15 protein-coding genes are annotated in these 24,611 nt (G+C 63.7%); 4 read left to right on the top strand and 11 right to left on the bottom strand.

Annotated features, from left to right (window positions below; genetic code table 11):
• Window positions 1-11 precede the first annotated feature (11 nt).
• Window positions 12-2,753 (top strand): 4-alpha-glucanotransferase, encoded by a 2,742-nt coding sequence (locus tag LJY25_RS03875; protein ID WP_227606923.1) that lies wholly within the window; start codon window positions 12-14, stop codon window positions 2,751-2,753.
• A 264-nt stretch (window positions 2,754-3,017) separates the two neighbouring features.
• Complete coding sequence (locus LJY25_RS03880) at window positions 3,018-3,977, top strand: NAD(P)/FAD-dependent oxidoreductase (RefSeq protein WP_227606924.1); 960 nt, start codon at window positions 3,018-3,020, stop codon at window positions 3,975-3,977.
• A 162-nt stretch (window positions 3,978-4,139) separates the two neighbouring features.
• Here the strand turns inward: LJY25_RS03880 and LJY25_RS03885 are convergent, their stop codons facing one another.
• On the bottom strand, window positions 4,140-5,714 hold the full coding sequence (locus tag LJY25_RS03885) for a family 43 glycosylhydrolase (protein ID WP_227606925.1): 1,575 nt from the start codon (window positions 5,712-5,714) through the stop codon (window positions 4,140-4,142).
• A 694-nt stretch (window positions 5,715-6,408) separates the two neighbouring features.
• Between LJY25_RS03885 and LJY25_RS03890 the strand changes: the two genes are divergently transcribed.
• Window positions 6,409-9,480: a PAS domain-containing protein gene (locus tag LJY25_RS03890; RefSeq protein WP_227606926.1), complete on the top strand. Its 3,072-nt coding sequence runs from the start codon at window positions 6,409-6,411 to the stop codon at window positions 9,478-9,480.
• 8 nt (window positions 9,481-9,488) lie between these two features.
• Here the strand turns inward: LJY25_RS03890 and LJY25_RS03895 are convergent, their stop codons facing one another.
• On the bottom strand, window positions 9,489-10,220 hold the full coding sequence (locus LJY25_RS03895) for a LytR/AlgR family response regulator transcription factor (protein WP_227606927.1): 732 nt from the start codon (window positions 10,218-10,220) through the stop codon (window positions 9,489-9,491).
• 193 nt (window positions 10,221-10,413) lie between these two features.
• On the opposite strand from LJY25_RS03895, the gene LJY25_RS03900 reads away from it, so the two are divergent.
• Window positions 10,414-10,809 carry a hypothetical protein gene (locus LJY25_RS03900; protein WP_227606928.1) on the top strand — a complete coding sequence of 132 codons (396 nt, stop codon included), beginning with the start codon at window positions 10,414-10,416 and terminating at the stop codon, window positions 10,807-10,809.
• A gap of 114 nt (window positions 10,810-10,923) precedes the next feature.
• On the opposite strand, the gene LJY25_RS03905 is transcribed toward LJY25_RS03900, so the two are convergent.
• From LJY25_RS03905 to LJY25_RS03945, 9 genes are all read right to left on the bottom strand, one after another.
• Complete coding sequence (locus LJY25_RS03905; protein ID WP_227606929.1) at window positions 10,924-11,688, bottom strand: DUF475 domain-containing protein; 765 nt, start codon at window positions 11,686-11,688, stop codon at window positions 10,924-10,926.
• Between the two features lie 268 nt (window positions 11,689-11,956).
• Window positions 11,957-14,329: a glycoside hydrolase family 3 N-terminal domain-containing protein gene (locus tag LJY25_RS03910; RefSeq protein ID WP_227606930.1), complete on the bottom strand. Its 2,373-nt coding sequence runs from the start codon at window positions 14,327-14,329 to the stop codon at window positions 11,957-11,959.
• A gap of 114 nt (window positions 14,330-14,443) precedes the next feature.
• Window positions 14,444-15,739 (bottom strand): sugar MFS transporter, encoded by a 1,296-nt coding sequence (locus LJY25_RS03915; RefSeq protein ID WP_227606931.1) that lies wholly within the window; start codon window positions 15,737-15,739, stop codon window positions 14,444-14,446.
• 71 nt (window positions 15,740-15,810) lie between these two features.
• Window positions 15,811-16,668 (bottom strand): glycoside hydrolase family 16 protein, encoded by an 858-nt coding sequence (locus LJY25_RS03920; protein WP_227606932.1) that lies wholly within the window; start codon window positions 16,666-16,668, stop codon window positions 15,811-15,813.
• A gap of 3 nt (window positions 16,669-16,671) precedes the next feature.
• The gene (locus tag LJY25_RS03925; RefSeq protein WP_227606933.1) at window positions 16,672-17,484 is read right to left on the bottom strand and encodes a CBM9 family sugar-binding protein; all 813 of its coding nucleotides are present in this window, start codon (window positions 17,482-17,484) and stop codon (window positions 16,672-16,674) included.
• Between the two features lie 12 nt (window positions 17,485-17,496).
• A complete protein-coding gene (locus LJY25_RS03930) occupies window positions 17,497-18,369 on the bottom strand; it encodes a glycoside hydrolase family 16 protein (protein ID WP_227606934.1) in 873 nt (290 codons plus the stop codon).
• Window positions 18,370-18,400: 31 nt separating this feature from the next.
• Window positions 18,401-19,666: a PKD domain-containing protein gene (locus LJY25_RS03935; RefSeq protein WP_227606935.1), complete on the bottom strand. Its 1,266-nt coding sequence runs from the start codon at window positions 19,664-19,666 to the stop codon at window positions 18,401-18,403.
• A 19-nt stretch (window positions 19,667-19,685) separates the two neighbouring features.
• Window positions 19,686-21,170, bottom strand: coding sequence for a RagB/SusD family nutrient uptake outer membrane protein (locus LJY25_RS03940; RefSeq protein ID WP_227606936.1), 1,485 nt, complete (start codon window positions 21,168-21,170; stop codon window positions 19,686-19,688).
• A gap of 107 nt (window positions 21,171-21,277) precedes the next feature.
• Window positions 21,278-24,400 (bottom strand): SusC/RagA family TonB-linked outer membrane protein, encoded by a 3,123-nt coding sequence (locus LJY25_RS03945; RefSeq protein ID WP_227606937.1) that lies wholly within the window; start codon window positions 24,398-24,400, stop codon window positions 21,278-21,280.
• Window positions 24,401-24,611: the final 211 nt, after the last annotated feature.

The raw sequence follows: 24,611 nt of genomic DNA on the forward strand, positions 1-24,611 counted from the left end.
TCCCTCGCTTCATGATCGTACGCTTTACCCTCCCATTCCGCACTGCCTGGGGCCAGCGCCTGGTGGTGTGCGGCTCTACTCCCTCGTTGGGGCAGTGGAACCTCGACCGGGCCCTCAGCCTGAACTACCAGCCCGACGCCGGCCTGTGGACCCAGGAAATCAGCCTGCCCGACGACCACGCCGGGCCGGTTACCTATAAGTACGTGCTGATTGACGACCGCGACGGGGGCCGGCACTGGGAGTGGGGTGAGAACCGCCTCGTACCCGCCGGGGAAGGGCAGTTCACGCGCATTGTCTGCGAAGACTACTGGCGCCCCGCGGCCCAGCCGGAAAACGAACTGCACACCGCCGCCTTTACCAAAGCCCTGCTGGCCCGCCCCGCATCGGGTGCCGCGGCCGCCGGCAAAAAAGCCGGAGCTTCCCGCCTGGCCGACTCCGTCGTGCGCCTCCAGCTGGTGGCGCCCCGCGTGGACCCGCGCCACCAGGTGTGCGTGCTGGGCTCCGACCCCGCCCTGGGCGCCTGGGACGCCCGTAAGGCCCTGCTGCTGAGTGACGCCAGCTACCCGACCTGGCAGGCCGACGTGGCCCTCGAAAACCCCGAGCGGCCGGTGCAGTACAAGTACGCCATCTGGGACCCGCAGGAAAAGAAAGTCGTGCAGCTCGAGGGGGGCGACGACCGCGTTATCAGCCCGTCGGTGGAGCGCCGCACGCTGCGGGTGCGGGCCGATGAGATGTTCCGCTACACCACCGGCAACTGGCGCGGGACCGGCGTGGCGCTGCCGGTGTTTTCGCTGCGCAGCCAGCGCAGCCTCGGCGTGGGCGAGTTTCCCGACCTGAAGCTGCTGGTCGACTGGGCCGCGGCCACCGGGCTGAAGATGGTGCAGATCCTGCCCATCAACGATACCACCGCCACCCACACCTGGGTCGACTCCTACCCCTACGCGGCCATTTCGGTGTTTGCCCTGCACCCGCTGTATCTGAACCTCGACGCCATTGCCCCGCTCCGGGAGCCCGCCCGGCAGCAGGCCCTCAACGAGCTGCGCGAAGACCTCAACGGCCGGGAGTACGTGGACTACGAGCCGGTGATGAACGCCAAGTGGGCGTTTATCCGGGAGCTGTACCAACAGGAGAAAGCCAGTCTGTTGGCCGACGCCGCCTACCAGCAGTTCTTTCATGAGCAGCAGGAGTGGCTGGTGCCCTACGCGGCCTTCTCCGCCCTCCGCGACCGGTTCGGCACGGCCGACTTCTCGCAGTGGCCCGCGGAGTTCCGCACGCCCCAGCACCTCGACCAGCTCACCGACCCGGCCGGCCCGGGCTTCGACGAGTTTGGCCTGCACTTCTTCACCCAGTTCCACCTCGACAAGCAGCTGCGCGAGGCCGTGGACTACGCCCGCAACCGGGGCGTGGTGGTGAAGGGTGACCTGCCCATCGGCATCTACCGCCATTCCGTGGATGCCTGGATTGAGCCCGAGCTCTACCACATGGACCGGCAGGCCGGCGCCCCGCCGGACGACTTCTCGACCACCGGCCAGAACTGGCGCTTTCCGACCTATAACTGGGAGCGGATGGCGGAGGACGATTACCGCTGGTGGCGCCGCCGCCTGAGCCACCTGGCCCGCTACTTCGACGCCCTGCGCATCGACCACATCCTGGGCTTTTTCCGGATCTGGGAAATTCCCGACCATTCCGTGGAAGGCCTGCTGGGTCACTTTGCCCCCGCCCTGCCCTTTTCCCGGACGGAAATCGAGCAGCGCATTGGCTGGTTTGACTACGGCCGCCTGTGCGAGCCCTACATCCGCTGGCACATGCTTCAGGACATCTTTCAGGGCGAAGCGCAGGCCGTGTTCGACGAGTTCATGGAGGACTCCGGCCACGGCACGGTTCACCTGCGCGAAGGCTACCGTACCCAGCGCCAGATTGAGGCGGCATTCGACCGGAAGCTGGCCGCTGAGCCCGGCCTTACCGATTACCTGACCTGGGTGCGGACGGGCCTGTACAAGCTGGTTAACGAGGTGCTGTTCGTGCCCGCCGACCACGACCATTACCACCCGCGCATCACACTCGACAAAACCTACTCGTTCCGGGAGCTGGACGACGAAACCCGCCGCCGGCTGCACGAACTGTACGTCGACTTCTTTTACCGCCGCCACGAAGACTTCTGGCGCAACCAGGGCCTGGTGAAGCTGCCGGCTGTGCGCTTTGCCACTAACATGCTGATCTGTGGCGAAGACCTGGGCATGGTGCCGGAGTCGGTGCCGGGCGTGATGCGTGCCCTGGGCATTCTGGGTCTGCACATCCAGCGCATGCCCTCCGACCCGACCGTGGAGTTCGGCCACCCGGGCGCGGCGCCCTACCTGTCGGTAGTAAGCCCCGGCAGCCACGACATGAGCACCGTGCGCGGCTGGTGGGAAGAAGACCGGGCCCGCACCCAGCGGTTCTACGAGCACACCCTGGGCCACGTGGGGCAGTCGGCGCCGGCAAGCTGTGAGCCCTGGGTAGCCCGCCAGATAACCGAGCAACACCTGCACTCCCCGGCCATGTGGGCCATCTTTCCGCTTCAGGACCTGCTGGCCATGAGCCAGGACCTGCGCCGTCCGCACGCCCAGGACGAGCAGATCAACATGCCCTCCAACCCGCAGCACTTCTGGAAGTACCGCCTGCACCTGAGCCTCGAAGAGCTGATTCAGCAGACTGACTTCAACAACCAGCTGCGCCAGCTCGTGAACGGCAGCGCCCGGCACCAGGCTTATTAACAGGTTTCGCGGTTTCTGATTTCTGAAAAGCCTCGTCCGCAGACGAGGCTTTTTTTATCATTCCCCGGCCCGACGCGGCAAGACCCGGAGCGTTAGCAAAAACCTGCCCGCCAAGGGCTGAAAAAGATTTTTTAAGCTATTACGGAGACCCTGCCGGTGGTTTGCCCCCGTGGCCGGCGCCCTGACGCTGGGAGTGAAAGCTTAACACTACCAACCACGCCCCGGCTTTGGCGGTATAGAAGCAGCCTGTTTATCTGCTTTTTCATGTCGACTTCCCTTCCCCGCTTTCGTCCGGCCGATCAGCCGCTGACCGACTACGATGTAATTATTATTGGGGCCGGCTCGGCCGGGCTGAGTGCGGCCCTCGTGCTGGGCCGCTGCGCCCGCAGCGTGCTGGTGTGCGACGGCGGTTCCCCCCGCAATGCGCCCTCGCCCGCCGTACAGGGCTTCATGACCCGGGACGGCACCCGGCCGGCCGAGCTGCTGCGCCTGGCCCGCCGGGACCTGGAGCCCTACACCACGGTCGAAATCCGGGAATCCCGTGTGATTGAGCTTTCCGTTCAGGAAAACGGCTTTGAGGTGACGGCTGAAACCGATGCCACCCGGCCCTTCCGGGCTACGGCCCGCAAGGTGCTGCTGGCTACCGGCGTGGCCGACGAGCTGCCGCCCATCGACGGTATGCGGGAGCTATGGGGCCGGGGTGTGCTGCACTGCCCCTACTGCCACGGCTGGGAAGTGCGCGAGCAGCCGCTGGCCGTCTATGGCCGGGGCAAGGGCGTGACCGGGCTGGCCCTGCTGGTGAGTCGCTGGTCGAAGGACGTGGTGGTCTGCACCGACGGTCCGGGCGGCCTCACCGATAAAAACCGGCAGCGCCTGGCCGCCCAGGGCATTGGCGTGCGCGAAGAAGCTATTGTGCGGCTCGAAGGCAGCCGCAGCCGGCAGCTCAAGCAGGTGGTTTTCACCGATGCCGAGCCCCTGCCCCGCCACGCGCTGTTTGTGCACCCGCACCAGCACCAGCGCACCACCCTGGCCGAAACCGTCGGCTGCCGCATCACCGCCAAGCACGCCGTCTGGACCGACAAAAAGCAGCAGACCTCGGTATTTGGGCTGTATGCGGCAGGTGACACCACCGCCGGGCTGCAGCAGGCCATGCTGGCCGCGGCGGAAGGTGCCAAAGCGGGCATCAACATCAACGAGCGGCTCACCAAAGAGGAGTGCCGGTAGGGCTTAGGGGCTTAGGGGCTTAGGGGCTTAGGGGCTTAGGGGCTTAGGGGCTTAGGGGCTTAGGGGCTTAGGGTGCTACTGCCCTACTGACGTCAGGTTACAGAAAAGGCCCGCAACAGCTGTTGCGGGCCTTTTTTATTTAAACAGACGAAGACCTAAAAACTACCGGTAGTTGCGCAGGGAGAAGTGGCGGAAGGTGGCACTGCCCGACTCAGGGCCTTTCGCCAGCAGCCCGATCCGCACGCCCCGGTCCCAGGGCGGCAGGTAGGTGCCGTTCACCGCGAAGCTATCCAGCTGCACCGGCACCCAGGCGGTTCCGTCGATGCTGTAAGTGAAGCGGAAGCGGGTACCGCCCCAGGCCTGCAGGCGCATGGTCAGCGCCGCGCAGGGTGCCAGCTCCGACTCGCTGAGCAGCTGCGAGACGCCGTCCTTGACGTGCCACACCTGCAGCTTGCCATCCCCCGCCAGCAAAGCCAGGGCATTCTTCGGGTCGCCTACGGCCGACAGGCCGGCGAAGGTGCCGGAAGCCAGCGTTGTGGTGTCCACCGTTGCTACGGCTTTGCAGGTTGCCACATAGGTGCGCTGGGCCACGATGGAGCCGAGCGTGGTAGGGCTGGCGGAAAGCTGCAGCGCGCCGCTGCCCACCTCGGCCCGGGGCCGCACCCCGATGGGCCACTGCCAGGTAGGCGCCAGGTGGGTGCCTTCAAACTCATCGGTAATGTTGAGCTGGCTGACGTCGGCGTGGGGTACGGCCTGGGGGCTGCCCCCGACAAACTCCGGCCAGCCCTCCGCGTTCCAGGTAAACTCGCTGAACATGCCCTGCCGGCCCACAAACTCGTGGCTGTCGGTATGGTAGGCGTGGTGAAGCAGAAACCACCGGTCGTCGTGGACCACCACGGTTCCGTGCCCGGGGCACTTCCAGGTGGTGTTTTTCTTCAGCACGGGGTTCTGGTCGCACTTCTCCCAGGGTCCCAGCAACGTCCGGGAGCGGGCTACGCCGGTGGCGTAGGTGCAGCACCGGCCGCAGCAGCCGTTGCCGGCATAGAACATGTAGAAGTAGTCGTTGTGGCGCACGATGGCCGAGCCTTCCACCAGACAGCCTTCCCAGGGCACGTCGTTGCGGAACAGCTCCACGCGCTTGCCCAGCAGGGCCGTGCGCTCCTCATTCATGCGCTGGGCCCAGATGGGCGTCGGCTTGTCCTTGGCGTTGCCGTCTTCCTTCCACACCATGTACAGCTTGCCTTTCTCGTCGCGCACCGGAAATCCGTCGATGGAGCCCAGGCGCTGTCCGATGAGGGGGCCGTGGTCGGTGTAGGGGCCGGCGGGGTCGTCGGCGCTGGCCACGGCTACGCACAGCGGGCCGCCTTTGCGGCGGGCGGTGTAGCAGATGTAGGTCTTGCCGTTTTCGTGGCTGATTTCCGGGGCCCAGAAGTTGCCGGCCGCCCACTCGGGCAAATGGTCCGGAAACACGTGGCCTACCAGTTCCCAGTCGGTCAGGTTGGTGGACTTGAGCAGGGGAAACACGGCGCCCCACTCGGCCGACGTGGCGCTGGCCCAGTAGGTATCCCCGATCTTGGTAATGGTCGGATCAGGAAAGTCGCCGGGCAGAATCAGGTTGGAGTAGTTGGCCAGCGTTGCCGGAGAGGGTCCGGCATGCACGGCCTGTTGCCAGTCGGCAGAATGCCCAACCTCAGCCAGGGCCGGCATATACGTTTCGGTTGCTAATTCGAAAGACACGGAAGAGGGAAATTTAGATGAGCACTTGGCCCACTAACCCAACCGGATACGCCTGCCGGGCCTGCAAACGTTTGGGGTCGGGTGGAACAACCAACGTTTCGAAATCAAGCCTGAGCAGCCCAAACGAGCGGCTTTTCCTAAAGATCAGGTTACTGGAAATTTAAAAGTAACGGTTTGTCAAGAAAACCCCGAAATAATTTTTGATTTTTTCGAAGGGAGCTCAACAGCAGTAAACCTTCGGTTCGGACTGCACATGCCCTCGGAAAGACCAGAGCTTTCTACGTACCTTGTTTCTGCGAAAAATACGGAGCCTTCTGGTGCGACTGCGGGCAAATCGTGTGCCGACTAAGGCCCGTCATGGGAAATAAAATTAGATTTAATTAATCTAGACCTCTTTTCGCCATAACCACCGGATGCCGGATCAACACCTGGGCAACAAGCTCAACAGCCCGGCAATACTGCGTAATATACCCTGTGCGGGTACCGCTATCATGGTGGCCCCAGCCCGGCGGAAGTCAGAGGGTATTTAGAACAAAAGAAAGAAAGCCCTTGGCTTGACCGGGCTTATCGGGCGAAATGGTCCGTTTAACTCGTGGTAACCGGAATTAACCGGGAAAGAGGGCGGCTTCAACGAGAAATTTGCGGTAGCGCTTGCCGGGACTGTATCTTTCAGGCTGTTTCCTGCTGCCTGCCTATGTCCCAGCCTGTTATCAACTCTTCTTCCGACGCCCTCACGCTTGAGCTCGCCCGGGCCCGCCAGCAGATTCAGAAGCTGGAGCAGACACTTGCACAGGCGGCCACGGACCGGCAGCTGGCCGAGCAGCGCCTGAGCGTGTTCACCAGTCACCTGCAGGAAGGACTATTGCTGCTCAGCCCGGAAGACGATATCCTGTTCCTCAACGACCAGTACTGCCTGCTGATGGGGCTGGATCTGCCGGCCAGCCGGTGGGTGGGACGGCCGGCCCGGGAGCTGGCCGCGAAAGTGGGAGAGCTGGTAACCGATGAGTCCGCGTTCGGGCAGCTGATGCACCAGAAAGCCACGGCCCGGGTTTCGCTGCTGGGCATGGAGTTCCCGCTGCGCGACGGCCGGGTACTGGAGCGCGACACCCTGCCCATCGTGGAGGCTGACCGGCCGGTGGGCCTGCTCATCTGCTACCGCGACGTAACCGAGCGACACCACACCGCCCGGGAGCTACGGTCCATTTCCCGGATTCCCGAGCAGAACCCCAACCCGATCTTCCGCTTCGACGGGCAGGGCCGGCAGATTTATGCCAACCCGGCGGCGGATACGCTTCAGCGTGAGCTGGCCCCGGAAGAATACGCCGGCCTGGCGGAAGCGGCCCGGCAGGCGCTGCAGCTGAACCGCATCCAGGGGCGGGAGGTAACGGCGGGCCAGCGGCATTTCCAGCTTTGCGTGGTGCCCTTCGCCGAGGAATCCTACGTGAACCTGTACCTGATCGACGTCTCGGCCCGCCACCGGGCTGAGCAGGAGCTAAAGGAGCAGCAGCAGTTCACCCAGCAGCTGCTCGACACCCTGCCCAGCCTGGTTTACGTGCGCGACCAGCAGGGCACCACGCTGTTTAACAACCGCGCCATGGACCAGCTGCGGGAGGCCACCGGCTACCGGACAACCAAAGCTAATCCCGATTCGGACAGCGTGCGGGACCAGGAGCTGCGGCAATACACCGCCATCGACCAGCAGGTAATCAGTCAGAACCAGGAGATTCAGACCGAAGACCGGCTAACCATGCCCAACGGGGAGGTGCGCTGGTTTTATACCGTGAAGCGCCCCCTCCGCCGCCCCGACGGGACGGTGCACGTGCTGGGAATCAGCAGCGACATTACGGCCCAGAAGCAAAGCCAGCTGACCCTGGAGCGCAGCGAAAAGCAGTACCGCGACCTGCAGCACTACGCCCAGGCCATGATCTGCACCCACGATATGGAGGGCCATATCCTGACGGCCAACCCCGCCTTTACCACCTTGCTGCAGGTGCCCCCGGACGAGCTGATCGGCCAGCACATGACGGCTGTGATGCCCGCTGAGGATGCACCGGGCTTCGAGGAGTACCTTACCCGCTTTGCAACAACCCGGGAAACCTCGGGCGTCCAGCGGGTGCTGCGCCGGGAAACCGGGGAAATGCGCTACCTGCTGTTTCAGAGCTACCTGGTACAGGAGCCCGGCACCACGCCCTACGTCATCGGCACCTCCCAGGACATCACCGAGCGGGTTTTGGCCGAGCGGGAGCTGAAGCTGGCCAAAGCCGCCGCCGAAGCCGCTTCGCAAGCCAAGGAAAACTTTCTGGCCAACATGAGCCACGAAATCCGGACGCCGATGAATGGCATCCTGGGCTACGCCAACCTGCTGGCCAAAACCCGCCTCGACGCCCAGCAGCAGGCTCACCTGAAGATTATCCGCTCCTCGGGCCAGCACCTGCTCAGCGTTATCAACGACGTGCTGGACATGGCCAAGATTACCTCCGGCAAGCTGGAGCTCGATCAGCAGTCCTTTAACCTGTGCGACTCGATGGCCCAGGCCGTGCAGCCCCTGGCGCTGCAGGCGGCCGAAAAGGGGCTGGCCTTCCAAGGCCAGCCCCTGCGCCTGAGCTGCCCTCTGCCCTGGGTGGTCGGTGACCAGTTCCGCCTCAATCAGATTCTTATCAACCTGGTGGCCAACGCCGTCAAGTTCACTGAGCAGGGCTCCATCTTCGTGGGCGGGCAGCTGCTCGATGAAACCGACACCCACTTCACCGTCGAGTTCCGCGTTACCGATACCGGAATCGGCATTGCGCCCGATAAGCTGGAGCGCATCTTCGAGGGCTTCACCCAGGCGTATGCCGACACCAGCCGGCGCTTTGGCGGTACCGGGCTGGGCCTGAGCATCAGCCGGGCGCTGGTCAAGCAGATGGGCGGTACGCTCACGGTGGAAAGCGAAGTGGGCAAAGGCAGCACGTTTGCCTTCCAGCTGGCCCTGCCCAAAGCCGATATTCCGGCTGGCAGCGTAGAAGAGGCCGAGCTGAATACCGGAGAGCTCAACGGCATCCGGGCGCTGCTGGTGGAGGACAACGAAATCAACCGCGACCTGGCCCGCCTGCTGCTGGAGGACTGGGGCGTGGTGCTCGACGAAGCCGCTGACGGCTACGAAGCCCTGGCGTTGTTTGAGCAGAAGGAGTACGACGTGGTGCTGATGGACATTCAGATGCCAGGCATGAACGGCATGGAAGCCACCGCCCGGCTGCGTCAGCACCCCGACCCGCGCCGGGCCGCCGTACCCATCCTGGCCCTGACCGCCAACGCCTTTCGCTCCGACACCGACCAGTACCTGGCCGCCGGCATGAACGACTGCCTGGCCAAACCTTACGACGAGACCGAGATGTACCGCAAGCTGGTAGCCCTGGTAGCGGCCCCACCGGCTCCGCGCTACGACCTGTCCCGCCTGCGCGAGCTGGCCCAGGGCAAGGAGGCCTTTGTGCTGAAGATCGTCCGGTCGTTTCTAACCAATATTCCCGGCAGCCTCCAGCAGCTCCGCGCGGCCGTGCAGGCCGGAGAATGGACTCGGGTAGCGGAGGTTGTGCACAACGTGAAGCCCAACTTTGCCGCCCTGGGCATCACCGACGCCGCGCCGCTGGTAGAAGAGCTGGAGGAGTGCCGGCTCAACCCGGCCCCTGCCCCGGCCGAGGCCGTGGCGTACGCGAAGCTGGCGGAAGAGCTGTGCCGGCTGATCGAGCAGGTACTGCAGGAGTTGCCCCGGGAGCTGCCGGCCGCGTAGCCCCGGCCCTACAGGTTGCGCAGCTTCTGAAAAAACTCGTCCTGGTAGGAGCGGCCCACGGGTACTTCGTACTGGCCAAGCTGCAGCATGTTGTCCTCAATGGCGTCGATGCGGCGGGTGTTGACAATGTAGGAGCGGTGCACGCGCACGAAGTGCGCGAAGGGCAGGCGCTCCGTCAGGGCCTTGAGGGTGAGGTACACGATGTGCTTCTGGGTGCTGGTGACCAGCACGGAGTAGGTCGACAGGGCCTCGATGTACAGGACCTCGTCGAAGTCGAGCCGCACCATGCGGTTGTTGACTTTCACGAACAGCTCGTTGCCGACCGTCAGCTCGGCGGCAGGCGCAGCGGGAGCCAGGGCGGCGCGGCGGCTTTCCCTGGCCCGGTCAATGGCCTGGGTAAACCGGGCGTAGTCGACGGGCTTCACCAGGTAGTCGGTAATGCGCAGCGAGAATGCCTCGACGGCAAAGTCACGGTGAGTGGTCACCAGAATTACCTCCGGCTGCGGCTGGGGCAGCAGGCGCACCAGGTCGAGCCCGCTGAGGTGGGGCATTTCAATATCCAGCAGCAGAATGTCGACGGCGGGGGATTCGCGCAGGAAGCTGAGTCCCTGCACGCCGTCGGGCAGGGAGGCCGTCAAAGCCAGCGTATCGGTCATTTCCACGAAATGCTCCAGCGTGAGCCGGTTTATTTCGTTGTCATCAATAATAACACAGCGTAAGGGGGAGTCGGATTCAGGCATTCGGGCGGGGCACTAATCTAGGTGGGTAAGAAAGCAGGGCGGGGTACTGGTATAGTCCGTTAAGCCAGCTATTCGTGCTGTTGACCGGCCTAACCGGGTCATTAAGCGAATCTATACTGGAGCTTAACAGCGGAAAACTACTTTTGTAACGTCGAATCAGCCAATATTTTCGACCAAAGTTAAGCCTGCCCCGATGAACCGCAACCTGTACCTGTTCGCTTTTTTACTGACGCTCACCATGTTTGCCGCGCAAGCCAAGCCCAAGCGGGAGCGGCCATTTTCGAACCGGGAAGTTGCCGCGCCTCATGCGGCCGATTCGCTGCTGGTCCGCAGCCGGGAGTATGCCAGCTTCCTGCAGCACGCCCTGGACCTCACGCCCCGACAGGCCCGGCTCGTGCAGCAGACGCTGGAGGCGGAACTGATTTCTGCTGACTCAACAACTGCCCCGGCCCCTGGCACCATCTGGGTCGCCACCCGCTGCCACCACGACCTGCTGCCCATCCTGACCCCGGGCCAGTACAGCACCTTTCTGTGGCTGGAGTCGCAGCTGCCCAAGCTGCCCAATCCCAGGCTCACGAACCAGCGTTAATCCGTTTCCCCGCACACCTGCAACCGCCGCCCCCGCTACGGCCCCCGTGGCCCACCCCTCCCAAAAAACCATCGGCTGCCTGCCGATGGTTTTTTCATTTACGGGGCCGGCTGCTTAGCTGCGGCGGTGCTGGGGCACGTTAAACAGCCACGACGTAAGCACGGGCACCAGAAAGACGGCCACGGTCAACACGGTCAGTCCCACGTCGGCAGTGTGGCTGGCCAGGAACGTGCTGAACGGGTGCTGCGGCTGGTAGTGCTCAAAGAGGGACAGCACCAGCTTCAGGCCCAGGATGGCAATAACCAGGAAGGCCGCGGTTTCCAGAAAGGGGTAGCGGCCCATCAGCAAGACAAAGGCCTGGGCCACGAGGCGCATGGCGAGAATGCCGATAAACACGCCTACGCAGATCAGAATAAGGTTGTTGGTGAAGGCGACGACGGCAAATACGTTGTCGATGGAAAAAGCCAGATCCATCAGCTCAATCAGAGCCACCGTAGCCCAGAACTTGCCAAATAAGCCCAGCGTGTGGCGGTAAATCCAGCTTTTCTCCTTTACGACATCCTCTTCGCCGGCCCGGCCGGGGCGGGCCTTGAAGTGGTCGTACACCAGGTACAGCAGGTAAAGGCCGCCCAGCGGCTTCAGGTACCAGAACTCAATCAGAAAAGAGGCAAACAGCAGGCAGAGGCCCCGAAAGATATACGCGCCGAAAATACCGTAGCGCAGGGCCTTTTTGCGCTGCTCCCGGGGCAGGTCACCCACCATCGTGGCCAGCACCGCGGCATTGTCGACTGACAGCATGCTCTCGATGATGATCAGGTTACCAACAATCATGAGAGATGGAATCGGGTGGTCCAGAATATCCTGCAGGTGGGAGTACATGCGTGGGGGTTTGAGCTGGCCTTTCGCTATGGGCGGCTAGCTATCAGCTGGTGGGAACGGGTTAAAGGCCGGCTTCCGGTCGGCAAGGCAACCGGCAGGCTGCCCCGGGAGCGGATATCCGACGGGTAGCGCCGTGTACGCAGGTTCCGGTTGCCGGGCTGTGCACGGGGTAATCAACGCATAAAAAAGCGGACTGACCACCTTTCGGCAATCAGTCCGCTCCGGAGTTCAGTAACTGCGAAGGCCGGCAATTGGTTTGGCGCCGAAGCTAGTTTACGCCCCCGGGCACGGCCAGGGTGAAACGCTTCACCTGATTGCCGATGCGCAGGTCATACTCCCCGGCTTCCAGAATTTTCTCGCCGGTACGGCCACTGTAGGCCAGCTCCTCGGTGGGCAGCGTAAAGGTGATGGTGCGGGTTTCGCCGGGTTTGAGAGCAACTTTCTCGAACCGGCGCAGGCGGCGCACGTCGGGGGCAATGGCGGTGGCGGCCAGGTCGGAGGTGTATAGGTGCACCGTCTCCATCCCGTCGCGGCTGCCGGTGTTGGTGACCTGCACGCTCACCTTCAGCTGGCCGTTGAGCGGCACGGTGGGCTGGTCGAGCTGCAGGTTGGCGTAGGCGAAGGTCGTGTAGCTCAGCCCGTGGCCAAACTCCCACTGGGGGTTGTAGTCGGCCTCGTAGTTGTATACGCCCTCGGCCTTCTTCTGCTCCTCGGCATACTTGTGAATGTAGCTGACCAGGGCGTTGGGGTAGCGCGGGTAAGTGTAGGGCAGACGGCCGGAGGGGTTTACGTCGCCAAACAGCACGTCGGCCAGGGCGTCGCCGCCGTAGTTGCCGGGCAGGTAGGTCTGCACGATAGCGGGCATGCGCTGCTCAAACCGGCTGATGACGCGGGGGCGGCCTTCGTTCAGAACCAGCACCACGGGCTTGCCGGTAGCGGCCAGGCGCAGGGCCAGCTGGGTTTGCAGGTCGCTCAGGTAGAGGTCGTTCAGGTCGCCGGGTTTTTCAGCGTAGGAGTTTTCGCCCAGGCAGAGCAGCACCACGTCCACGTCCTTGGCGGCGGCCACGGCTTCTTCCAGCTTATCGGCCTGCTCGTCGTAGTACTTGCCCTCGGGCTTCATGTTGTAGCTCACGCCGGGCACGTAGCGCACGTTGCCGGCCCCGATTTCCTTCTGCACGGCCTCCAGAATCGTGTTGTAGCGGGCGGCAAAGTCTTCCACCTTCTCGCCCTGCCAGGAATAGGTCCAGGCCCCGTTCAGGGTGCGCATCGAGTTGGCGTTGGGCCCCGTCACGAGCACCCTGGCGGTCTTTTTCAGGGGCAGGAGGCCGTTTTCATTTTTAAGCAGGGTAATGGCCTCGGCAGCCATCTGGTAGCCGGCCTGGTCAAACTCCCTGCTGCCGAACAGCGGGTAGTCCTTCGGGTTGGTCGCGGGCTGCTCAAACAGGCCCAGCGCGAACTTCACCCGCAGAATGCGGCGCACGGCATCGTCGACCCGCTCGGGCTTCACCTTGCCTTCCTTTACCAACGCCACCAGGTTGTTGCAGAACGCCTCGTACTGGTAGGGCACCATCGCCATGTCGATGCCAGCGTTGATGCTGAGCATCACCGCCTCCTTGGACGACGTAGCCACGTGGTCGCGGGTGTACAGGTTTTCGATGTCCTGCCAGTCGGTCACGGCCAGGCCCTTGAAGCCAAGCTTGTCTTTGAGCAGGCCCGTGAGCAGGCCGTGGTTGATGTGCATGGGCACCCCGTTGATGAGGCCCGAGTTGATCATGATGGTGTGGGCCCCGGCCTGAATGGCGGCTTGGAAGGCGGGCAGGTGGTATTCGTAGAGCGACTCCTCGGGAATGTAGGAGTTGGTGCGGTCCTTTCCCGACTGGGGCACCTGGTAGCCCATAAAGTGCTTGATGCTGGCGGCCACGTGCTCGGGGTGGGCCAGGTTGTTCTGGTCGCCCTCGTAGCCTTTCACTACCTGCACGGCCAGCTCGGAAGCCAGGTACGGGTCTTCGCCATAGGTTTCCCACTGCCGGGGCGAGCGGGGGTCAGATCCCAGGTCGAGTACCGGCGAAAACACCCAGGGAATGGAGCTGGCCCGGGTTTCGTAGGCGGTGATTTCGGCCCCGCGGCGCACAAGCTGGCGGTTGCGGCTGGCGGCCTGGGCAATCTGCTGGGGAAACATGGTGGCCCCGGCCGTGTAGGTCTCACCGTGCACGGCATCAATGCCATAGATGACGGGCACCTTCAGCCGGTCCTTCAGCGCCACGTCCTGAATCTGGCGGATAACGGTGTACCACTCCTGAGGAGTGCGGGCGCGGTTGTTAGCCGCGTTCAGCACCGAGCCCACGTGGTACCGGAGCAGGGCATCCTGGAGCTTGGCCGGGTCGAGGGCAAACGGCTCGTCGCTGGAAAACCGGGTTTTGCCTTTGCCCACCACGTCGAGGGTGATCTGGGTCATCTGCCCCACCTTTTCCTCCAGCGTCATCCGGGCCATCAGAGCGTCTACCCGCTGATCCACGGGCTGCGGGGCCGCCATAGAGGCTGGCTTTGATTTGGTTTTGACCTTGACTTTCTGCTGGGCAGAGGCGGCGGAAAGCGCGCCGGCCAGCAGCAGGGGCAGAACGACAGTGTGCTTGAGTGGCATCGGAATGGGGGGTTGAAATGAGCAGGGCCAGCCGGACCGGCCACTAAAAGTGCCGGGCGAAAAGCTACTGCTGCAGTTGAAATCTTGGTTTAGGACCGATTGCGGGGTTGTCGGCTAGGCCGGCTGCGGGCGGCTGCCCTTCAGGCCGTACCAGACGATGTAGACATAGCAGAGCACAGGCAGCAGAAAGGCCAGCCGCAAAGCCCCGATGCCGCCTCCTCCGAGTTGGCTGTCGGCCACCAGCCCGAACAGGGGTGGGATGATGGCCCCGCCCACAATGGCAGCCGAGAGTAGTCCCGAGGCCTGCTCGGTGTGGCGCCCCAGCCCGGCCACGGCCAGGGTAAAGATGACCGGGAACATGATCGAGTTCATCAGCCCCACGGCCAGCAGGCTGCCGGTGGCAACATACCCGCTCGTGCTGATGGAAAGTAGGACCAGGGCCACGGCTCCCACGGCATTAAGGGCCAGCAGCCGGCCCGGGCTTACGCGGCGCAGCAGGCCAATGCCGGCAAAGCGCCCGACCATAGCTCCGCCCCAGTACACCATCACCAGGTAGCCCGCCGTTTCGGCCGACAGGTTCAGCACCTGGGGCTGGCCCAGGTAGCTGACGATGTGCGAGCCGATGGCGACTTCGGCCCCCACGTAGCAGAAGATGGCGGCCAGCCCCAGCAGCAGATGGCGGTAGTGCCAGGCCCGGCGCGTATCCCCCGCCGGGGCCGGGGCATGGGCAATATCGGGCAGCTTCAGAAAAGCCAGGGCCAGGCTGATGAGCACCAAAACCAGGCCCACGGCCAGGTACAGGTATTGCACCGAGGTCACGTCCAGCGCCGCGGCCTGGGCGGCCGTCAGCTTCTTCAGGTCCGGAAGGTGCGAAAGGATAAAGTAGGTACCCAGGAAGGGTGCGATGGTGGTAGCCAGGGAGTTGAAGGCCTGGGTGAGCGTAAGCCGGGACGAAGCCGTTTCGGGTGAGCCCAGGATACTTACGTAGGGGTTGCCGGCCACCTGCAGCAGCACGATGCCGGTAGCCAGCACAAACAACGCGCCCAGGAAAAGCCCGAATGTGCGACTCTCCGCAGCCGGGAAGAACAGGAACGCGCCCAGCGCGGCAATCAGGAAGCCCAGCAGCATGCCCCGCTTGTAGCCCAGGCGCTTCACCACCCAGCCGGCCGGCACGCCCATCACGAAGTAGGCCCCGAAAAAGCAGGAGTTCACCAGGTTTACCCGGGCAAAGCTCAACGTGAACAGCCCCTTCAGATAAGGAATCAGAATATCGTTCAGGCAGGTGATAAAGCCCATCATAAAGAACAGCACGGTCAGCGACGCCAGCGCCGAGGTGTAGCGCGGCGCGGTGCCTTGGGCCGGTTGACGGGTAGCGGGCGGGGCCGCGGCGGGAGCAGAAATTATAGCCATGCAGGAAAGGATAGGGCGTGAAGGAAAGGCCGGCAGGGTACCGGTGAGTTTTGGTTGCCTCAGCAGCGGAGCTATTCGGCTTTCATGCGGTAGACGCGCACGTAGTCAATGAGCAGCTGCTTGGGAAATACGCCGGGGTCTACTCCCCGGGCTCCGCCCCAGTCGCCGCCCACGGCGATGTTGAAGATGAAGTGAAAGGGCTGGTCCCAGGGCCAGGCCTGCCAGCCGGTTTTCTCGTTGCGGGTCACGAAGTACACCTGCCCGTCCACCTCGCAGCTGATGCTTTCGGGCGTCCATTCCATGGCGTACACGTGGAAGGCAGTATCGAAGTCGGGCACGCGCACGGTACCGGTTTTCTGGTTGCCGACCTTGAAGTAGTACCTGTTGCAGTGCGTGGAGGCGTGTACTACACCCGGGTCGTAGCCCACGTGCTCCATGATGTCGATTTCCCCATTGTCGGGCCAGCCGCGGTTGCCGTAGGGGCTTTGGTCGGGCATCATCCAGATGGCGGGCCAGGTGCCGCGCCCTCCCGGAACCTGGGCCCTGACCTCGAAGCGCCCGTAGGTCTGGCTGCCCGCGCCGGCCCGGGAGTTGACGCGGGCCGAGGTGTAGTCGCGGCCGTTGGAGGCTTCGCGGCGGGCTTCAATGACCAGGTTGCCGTTTTCCACCCGGGCGTTCTCGCGCCGGTTCTGGGTGTAGTACTGCAGCTCGTTGTTGCCCCAGCCGCTGCCGCCCACCTCGTAGGTCCACTGCTGCGGATCGGGCTGCCCGGGCTGGTTGAACTCGTCGCTCCAGGCCAGCTCCGTGAAGGTATAGGTTCCCGGACCTTTCGGGGGGGTTACCGTCACGGTAGGCCGGGGAGCTTCGGAAGTGCAGCCACCCAGCAGCACCGATACGAAAAGCAGACGGGTGAAAGCGGACTGGATCATACGCTACCGGGCTAGGGCCGCGGCGGGAGTGCCAACGGGCAGAAGGGTTCCGAATACGCCGGCGTCAATCCAGCCGCGGTTTTTGTCGGTGCCGGCAATGGGCACGCTGCCGAAGAAGTTTTCCCGCTCGGCGCTGGCGTCGTTGTCGCAGTACGCCAGGGCAAAGCCGATGGGCTGATTGGCGCGGATGGTCAGCGGGCGGTTGGTCGCGGGGCGGGTTTCGTCATAGGAGTCGGCGTACAGGGCCACCGAGGTTTCCCAGGTGGTGACGCGACCGGCCTGGGTATGGCGGCTCTGCACGTGGCTGTCGAAAAGGCGGCCCTGCTGGTTGCGGCCCATGTCCACCACGTGCCCGTCCAGGGCTACGTGGTAGGCCCAGGCGTTGTAGTTGTACTGGTGCTCCCCACCGGAGTGGTCGGGGTCCACGAAGATTTCCAGGCAGTCGTCGTCCCACCACTTATCCAGGGGGCTGGCATGCGTATCCACCAGTTTGTCGTCGGTGATTTCAGCCAGCACATACAGCCGGGCCGGCGTCCATACGACTTTGTAGCGGCCGGCGAAGTCGCCCGGCTTGGTAGCCGGGCCTACCCAGCGCTGGTCGAGGGGCCGCCACGCCGCCTTCGCCCAGCAGGCGTCGGTAGCCCGGCCGTCCACTACCGGGGCGGCTACGGCCTGGACGGCGCGGTAGATGGGGCGGGCGGGTGCGGTCTTGGCGCCGGCAAAAGCGCCCAGGCCGAGCACGCCCAACAGCACGGTGGCCGCATCTTCCTTCCAGCTTCCTACTAGGGCCAGTACCTGGGCAGACCATGTCGTCATCGGAGTTCCGGCTTATTGAGGGTACTGATAAAACCGCACGTACTCAACCACCATTTCCTTCGGGAACGGCTCGGCTGCGCTGGGGTCCCCGTCGAAGTCCCCGCCCACGGCCACGTTCAGAATCAGGTAAAACGGGTTGTTGAACGGGTAAGGCGATGCATCGGCCGGCGTGATGGTGTAGGTCTGCACCCCGTCTACATACCAGCGCAGCTGATTCTGGCTCCGAATCAGCGAGAATGTGTGAAAGTCGCCGGAGAAGTCGCCGGTGGGCAGGTTGTACGTGGTGCCCTTGTACTGCCGGGTAGCGGGCGAAGTGCCGTAGTGCACGGTACTGATGTTCACGTTGGGCGCGCTGCCCCGCAGTTCCATAATGTCGATTTCGCCGCAGGCCGGCCAGCCGACCTGCGTATCGTTGACGCCCAGCATCCAGATGGCCGGCCAGATCCCCTTTCCCTTCGGCAGCTTGGCCCGCACGTCGAGCCGCCCGAAGCCGTAATTGATCTTGTTTTTGGTTACGATGCGGGCCGAAGTGAACTGCTTGTTGCGCAGCTGCTCGCGCCGGGCCTGAATGTGGAGCTGCCCCGAGGTCAGGTACAGGTTGTTGGACGAGTTAGTGGTCGCCTGCTTCTCGTTGTTGAACCAGTCATCCATCACCTCGTAGCTCCACTTCTGGGGATCAAGCCCCCCGCCCTCAAACTCGTCGCTGGCCGTTGCGATGAGCTGCGTGTAGGCCGTATAGTCGCGCGCTTCGGCATTAGGCTCCGGCTTCGTGGGCTGCGGCAGCGGCTTTGGCGTTTCTTGCGTGCAGCCCGCCAGGGCCAGCACCAGCCCGAGGCCGGCACTGGCCCGCAACGGGCGACGCAGGTAATCAAAAATTGTACGCATCAGTTGGGAAAAGGGGAATGTATTCGGCGCTCTACTTTACGCGCAGCTTCATCGTGTGCACTACTGAGCCCGAGGGCGGTCCTACCCGCAGCACCATCGTCTGGTTGTCGATGGAGATAATGCGGTAGATGCGGTTGGCGCCGTCGGTGACGCCAATAAAGGAGCCCGCCTGGGTTAGCTCGAACTGGGCGATGCCGGCACCTGTGGCCGGGCCAAAGGTATAGGCGGTGCTGCCGGAGCGGGGCGCGGCGCAGGCACCCGGGCTGCCGGCCACAAAGGTTTCGGCCTTGGCATTGTAGGTGTACTGGTTGGCCATCGTGAAGGTAAACTCGTCATCCGACTGGCAGGCGGGCAGGGAGTTGGGCGGACCGCCGGGGTAGTAGCCGGTCGGGTCGGCGTCGCCGGGGCCCACTACAATCACGGCATTGGCCGCGTCGTCCAGCACCCAGGTGCGGGTGGAGCCCCCGGTGAGCAGCTGCTTGGCGCGGTCGAGGGCCGAGAGCTGGGGCATTAGCGTTACTTCGGTTTTGGTGCCGTCGGGGTTGGTGCCTTGCAGGCGCAGCTTGGCCGGGGTAGCCTCCACGATGTCGTAGGTCTTGTTTACGACGGAGTCGGGCAGGCCAATGAAGGCGCGCTTGCCCTGCAGCACAATCTGCCCCAGGCTGCCGTTGGGCCGGAAGATAAAGTCGGACGTGGTGTTGCGCGGGGCGCCGCAGGTACCCGAGAAGGTACCGCCGGCGGCATCATACACGTAGGCAAACGAGCTGACGAACGAGAACTGGTCGTCGGCCTGGCAGGCGGGCAGCGGGGCGGCAGAAGACGACAGCACGGCCCCGGTAGAGGAAAGGCGCTTGATGGCCCCGGCCTGGTCGCTGAACGTCCAGGAGGTGGAGCCGCTGGCGCTACAGGCGGTGAGCACGCTGAAGGCGTTGTTTGAGCAGATCGAGGGAATGGTGATGGTCTGGGGGGCCACGTTGGTGCCGCCGCGCCCGCCCACAATCAGCTTCACGGCGTAGGTGCCGGGGCGCTTGTAGGTGTGCCGGGCGTTGGCTCCGCTTTCCAGCGGCGACCCGTCACCGAAGTCCCACTGGTACACGAAGCCGTTGTCGCTCTTATTCGTAAAGGTGGCGACGACCGGGTACTCGGTGGTGTTGAGCTGCACGGTGAACCCGGCCGTGGGCACGGGTCCTTCCAGCTCGGGCTTATCCAGCTCGCAGGCGCCCAGCGTGAGCAGCCCTCCCAGCAGCAAAGCAGCCGACCGGAGGTACTGGGAAGAGGTTGTGGAAAAGAAGGCCATAGTTTTCGGAGAAGAAGGCTTAGTAGCCGGGGTTCTGAGTCAGGTTAGGGTTGGCGTCGCGCTCGGTCTGCGGAATGGGCAGCAGCACGTTGAAGGGCTTGATGCCTTTCGGCTGCAGGGCCGTGAGCAGCTTGCCGGTGCGCTTGAGATCAAACCACCGGTCGTTTTCGAAGGCCAGCTCGTAGCGCCGCTCCCGCAGCACCGCGTCGTCGAAGTTGGGCGTAGAGGCAGTCAGGTCGCGGGGCGAGGCGGTGTTGATGTCGAGCCCGAAAGCGCGGCGCCGCACCTTGTTGATGGCCTCGAGGCCTTCGGGCGTGGGGCCCACGGCTTCGGCCAGGATCAGGTAGATTTCAGCGTAGCGGAGCACGGGAATGTTCAGGCCCGAGTCCCAGATGTTGGTGTTGGTCTTGCCCACAAACCACTTCTTCACGCCGTAGCCGTTGGGCGAGCCGGGCAGGGTGGCGGGCTGGGCCGGCTGGGTGCTGCCGGCCGGATAGGCGTCGCCGGGCTTCCAGATGGTCACGTCGCGGCGCTGGTCGCCGGTTTCGTAGCCGTTCACGAACTCTGCTTCCGGGATGTTGAAGCCGTAGCCGCCCTGGGGCGTGAGGCCCTGGCCCCGGGGGCCGAAGAACTCGTTGCCTACGAAGCCCAGCCCGTCGAACGTGTAGCCGTTCAGGCCCGACACGTACTGCACCTCAAACAGCGACTCTTTGCCGTTCTCGTTGGCAATCTTGAAGTTGTCGCCGTAGCTGGCCCACAGGCTGAAGCGGCCGGAGGCAATAACTTCCTTGGCGCGCTGGGCGGCGCCGGCCTTGTTGCCGCGGGTAAGCTGCACCTTGGCCAGCAGGCCGGTGGCGGCCCACTTGGTCGCCCGGCCCAGGTCGGCCCCGCTGTACGATTCGGGCAGGTTGCCGATGGCTGCTACCAGGTCCTGCTCGATCTGGTTGTAGACCTGATCGGCCGGCGTGCGCGGAATGTTCACCTGCGCCAGGCTGGTGGGCGGCACCGTTATCAGCGGCACGTCGCCGAAGGCCCGCACCAGATCGAAGTAGTACTTGGCCCGCAGAAACTGGGCTTCGCCGATGCTGCGCTTCCGGATGGCCTCGCTCATGTCGGTGATACCGGGCACCCGCTGAATCACGGTGTTGGCGCGGCCGATGCCCACGTAGCAGCCGCCCCAGAGGCGGGAAGTCAGCGGGTTAGTGGCCGGGATGTTGAAGTTGTCGAGCTGCTGCTGCTCGATGCCGTCGCCCCCGCCCCCGCCGCCGGTGGTGGAGTTGTCCGACATGATGTCGCCGATGCCCCAGAGGGCGTAGTTGTACTGCCCGCCCTTGCCCAGCTCGCTGTACACGGCGTTGGTGGCCTGGATGGCGTCGGTTTCGGTTTTGTAGAAGTTTTCTTCGGTCACCGAGTCGTTCGGCGACACGTCCAGGAATTGTTCGCCGCAGCCCGCCAGCAGGCCGGTAAGCAGAAAAGCACCCAGGGTTTTCTTTGCTGATATCATCGTTAAAGAGAAAGTAGAGGTGGGGTTTGGAGGGCTTAGGTCTTAGGACCTTAGGGCTTAGCCGGTTCTGGCTTCAGTCGTGTTACTAAGACCTGAGTTCCTAAGACCTAAAAGCCGAAGTTCACGCCGGCCAGAAACACGCGGGGCTGGGGGTAGATGCCCCGGTCCACGCCGCTGGCGCCCACTTCGGGGTCGTAGCCGGTGTACTTGGTCAGGGTCAGCAGATTCTGGGCACTCACGTACAGGCGGATCTGGGAAGCGGCGGCCCGGCTGATCAGGGTCTGGGGCAGGCTGTATCCCAAAGTCAGCAGCTTAACGCGCATGTAGGAGCCGTCTTCCACGAAGTAGCTGCTCACGCGAAGGTTCTGGTTCGGGTCGCCAGCAATGGCGCGGGGCACGTCGTTGCTGGTTCCCGGACCGGTCCAGCGGTCCAGCACCCGCGAGATGGCGCTGCCGTTGCCGTAGAGGCCACCCTCGGTGTAGAAGCGGTTCAGGTTGTAGATTTCATTGCCCTGGGAGCCCTGCAGGAAGATGTTCAGGTCGAAGCCGCGGTAGTTGAAGGTGTTGGTCAGGCCGTAGGTGAAGTCAGGCACCGGGCTGCCGATGTAGGTGCGGTCGTCGGCGTTGATAAGCCCGTCCGGAACCTTGTTCGGGCCGCTGATGTCGCGGAAGCGCAGGTCGCCGGGGGCCGCGCTGGCCTGGGTGGCGTGGGCTTTCACTTCTTCGGGCGTCTGGAACAGGCCGTCGGCCTGGAAGCCGTAGAACGCACCGAAGGGCTGGCCTTCGTTGTAGCGGACAATCACGCCGCTGCGGGAGCTGTAGCCGTCGTAGGGCAGGCCGGCACCCAGCTCCTCCAGCTCCGACTTGTAGGCCGACACGTTCAGGGTGGTGGTCCAGCTCAGGGAGTTGCCCAAGCCGCGGAAGTTGTGCGAGGTCAGGGCAAAGTCGACGCCGCGGTTATAGGCGGAGGCGGCATTGGTGTTGATCTGCTCGTAGGTGCCCGATACCAGCGACACCGGCACCGGCGCAATCAGGTTCGGCGACTTCCGGTTGTAGAGGTCGAGGGAGGCCTCGATGCGGTTGTCGAGCAAGCCCAGGTCGATGCCCACGTTCACCTGGGTGTTGTTTTCCCAGTTCAGGTCGGTGTTAGCCAGGCGGGTGGGCGCAGCGCCGATGTTAACCGCGCCGGTAGGTCCGAAGGGATACTGAATGCCCGAGTTGATGACGAACAGGTACTGAAAGGCACCGGCGTTGAGGGCGTTGCCCACCCGACCGTAGCCGGCCCGCACCTTGAGGTTGCTCACCACGCGGCTGTCCTTCAGAAACTCTTCTTCCGACACGCGCCAGCCGGCCGATACGCCGGGGAAGAAGCCGAACTTCTTGCCCTGGTCAAAAGCCGAGGTGCCGTCGTAGCGGGCAATGGCTTGGAACAGGTACTTGCCGGCAAACTCGTAGTTAACCCGGCCGAAGTAGCTGGCCAGCCGGGCGGGCGGGTTCTGGTAGCCGTTGGCCGACCGGAACTCGTTGATAGGCCCGCTGCTCACGTTCTGCAGGTCGTTGCGCAGGTAACCCGAGCGGACTGCTTCCACAAACGTCCGGTCAAACTGCTGAGCCGACTGGCCCGCCAGCACCGTTACCTGGTGCTTGTCGGCGAACAAGTGCTCATAGGTGGCCGTGTTTTCAATCAGGAAGCTGGGCGCATACGTCATGTTCGACGTGGCTCCGGCCAGGGTGTAGCGCTGGGAGTTGGCTACCAGGGGCCGGAAGGCGTTGTAGCTGTCGAAGATCAGGTCGGCACCCACGTTGGTGCGGAACTTCAGGCCTTTGAGCGGCTCCAGCTCGGCGAAGAAGGTGGTAATGGCCCGGTTGCGGGTAAACTTCTTGTTGTCGAGCAAAGCCACGGCCAGCGGATTCTCCTCCACGAAGTTGTCGACGTTGCCCTGGGGCTCGTACCAGGAGCCGTCGGCGCGGTAAGGCGCGATGGTCGCCGAAATCTGGGAGGCAAAACTGATGACGCCGTACTCCCCGCCGCCGGCATCCACGCGCCGGTCGTTGAGGTGAGTCAGGGCAATGTTGTTGCCCAGCTTCAGCATCCGGCCCAGCTGCACGTCGCCGTTGGCCCGCAGCGTGAACCGCTCAAAGTTCGACCCGACGATGGTGCCGTCCTGCTGAAAATAGCCGGCTGATACGGAGTAGCGCGCTTTCTCACTGCCGCCCGAGGCCGACAGGTTGTAGTTCTGGATGGCGGCCCGGCGGAAAATCAAATCCTGCCAGTTCGTACCCTCGCCCAGACTTTTGGGGTCGCGTAGCTTGTCCACCACGATGGGCTGGCCGGCGGCGAGGCGGTTTTCGTTGTTGATGACGGCGTATTCCTCAGCGTTGAGGAAGTCGAGCTTGCGCCACACCTGCTGCACGCCGCGGTAGGCATCGAGGGTCACGGTCGCCTTGCCGGCCTTACCGCGCTTGGTGGTGATGATAACGACGCCATTGGCAGCCCGCAGGCCGTAGATGGCTGTAGCCGAGGCATCCTTCAGCACGTCAATGCTTTCGATGTCGTTGGGACTGATGGCGTTCAGCTGGTTTTCGTCGCCGGAAGGCAGCGGGTAGCCGTCGAGCACGTAGAGGGGCGCGTTGTTGCCGGCCGAGGTTAAGCCCCGGATACGTACCGACGTTCCGGCAGCACCGCCCGGGTCGCCCCCGTTGGAAGTAACCGTGACGCCCGCTACCCGGCCCTGCAGCGCCTGGGTGGCATCAGCCAGAGGCTGCGCCTTGATTTCCTGGGCCGAAACCGACGACACGGCACTGGTTACGTTGCCGCGCTCCTGCGTGCCATAGCCTACTACTACCACTTCGCTGAGCTTCTGCAGGTCGTCCTGGAGCTGTACGCTCAGGTTGGTGGTGGGGCCGGTGATGGCAATTTCCTGACGCACGAAACCAACCGAGCTGATGACCAGTGTGCTGCCTTCCGGCACATTTAGAAAGAACGTGCCGTCGCTGTTGGTGCTGGTACCGATGGTGGTTCCTTTGACCAGCACGGTAGCACCCGGCAGCGGGGAGCCGTTGCTTTGCGTGACGCGCCCCGATACGCTGATGTCGGCGGCCGTGCGCAGGCCGGCGGCCGGACCGGCCGGATGGGCAACCACGACAGGGGCGGCCAGCGTCAGTAGCCCACAGGCCACAAACGGTACCGCGCGCCGGAGTGCCAGGTACGAGTAATGGTTTCGGATCATTGGCTGAAAGGAATTGATTGTGGGAGATTGAGAATGCCCGACCAAAGCCGGACAAGAAGAAGCGGTAGATGGCGGCGCCCACCCGGGACCGGTTGAGCTGCGGGCCCCGGAGCACCAGGCGTCAGTGGGCGTTGTTACCAATAGATGCGGAGGGCTGGCTTCCCGAAGAAGTGGAGAAGCCAATAGAGGACCGGACCAACCGGCTAGGGAA

Origin of the sequence: Hymenobacter translucens (assembly GCF_020685205.1) — a bacterium.
Classification (GTDB): Bacteria; Bacteroidota; Bacteroidia; order Cytophagales; family Hymenobacteraceae; genus Hymenobacter; species Hymenobacter translucens.

Excerpts from the sequence above, each read along its gene's own strand:
- LJY25_RS03875 (WP_227606923.1), top strand. The coding sequence starts at position 12 with ATGATCGTACGCTTTACCCTCCCATTCCGCACTGCCTGGGGCCAGCGC.
- LJY25_RS03880 (WP_227606924.1), top strand. The coding sequence starts at position 3,018 with ATGTCGACTTCCCTTCCCCGCTTTCGTCCGGCCGATCAGCCGCTGACC.
- LJY25_RS03890 (WP_227606926.1), top strand. The coding sequence starts at position 6,409 with ATGTCCCAGCCTGTTATCAACTCTTCTTCCGACGCCCTCACGCTTGAG.
- LJY25_RS03895 (WP_227606927.1), bottom strand. The coding sequence starts at position 10,220 with ATGCCTGAATCCGACTCCCCCTTACGCTGTGTTATTATTGATGACAAC.
- LJY25_RS03900 (WP_227606928.1), top strand. The coding sequence starts at position 10,414 with ATGAACCGCAACCTGTACCTGTTCGCTTTTTTACTGACGCTCACCATG.
- LJY25_RS03905 (WP_227606929.1), bottom strand. The coding sequence starts at position 11,688 with ATGTACTCCCACCTGCAGGATATTCTGGACCACCCGATTCCATCTCTC.
- LJY25_RS03910 (WP_227606930.1), bottom strand. The coding sequence starts at position 14,329 with ATGCCACTCAAGCACACTGTCGTTCTGCCCCTGCTGCTGGCCGGCGCG.
- LJY25_RS03915 (WP_227606931.1), bottom strand. The coding sequence starts at position 15,739 with ATGGCTATAATTTCTGCTCCCGCCGCGGCCCCGCCCGCTACCCGTCAA.
- LJY25_RS03920 (WP_227606932.1), bottom strand. The coding sequence starts at position 16,668 with ATGATCCAGTCCGCTTTCACCCGTCTGCTTTTCGTATCGGTGCTGCTG.
- LJY25_RS03925 (WP_227606933.1), bottom strand. The coding sequence starts at position 17,484 with ATGACGACATGGTCTGCCCAGGTACTGGCCCTAGTAGGAAGCTGGAAG.
- LJY25_RS03930 (WP_227606934.1), bottom strand. The coding sequence starts at position 18,369 with ATGCGTACAATTTTTGATTACCTGCGTCGCCCGTTGCGGGCCAGTGCC.
- LJY25_RS03935 (WP_227606935.1), bottom strand. The coding sequence starts at position 19,666 with ATGGCCTTCTTTTCCACAACCTCTTCCCAGTACCTCCGGTCGGCTGCT.
- LJY25_RS03940 (WP_227606936.1), bottom strand. The coding sequence starts at position 21,170 with ATGATATCAGCAAAGAAAACCCTGGGTGCTTTTCTGCTTACCGGCCTG.
- LJY25_RS03945 (WP_227606937.1), bottom strand. The coding sequence starts at position 24,400 with ATGATCCGAAACCATTACTCGTACCTGGCACTCCGGCGCGCGGTACCG.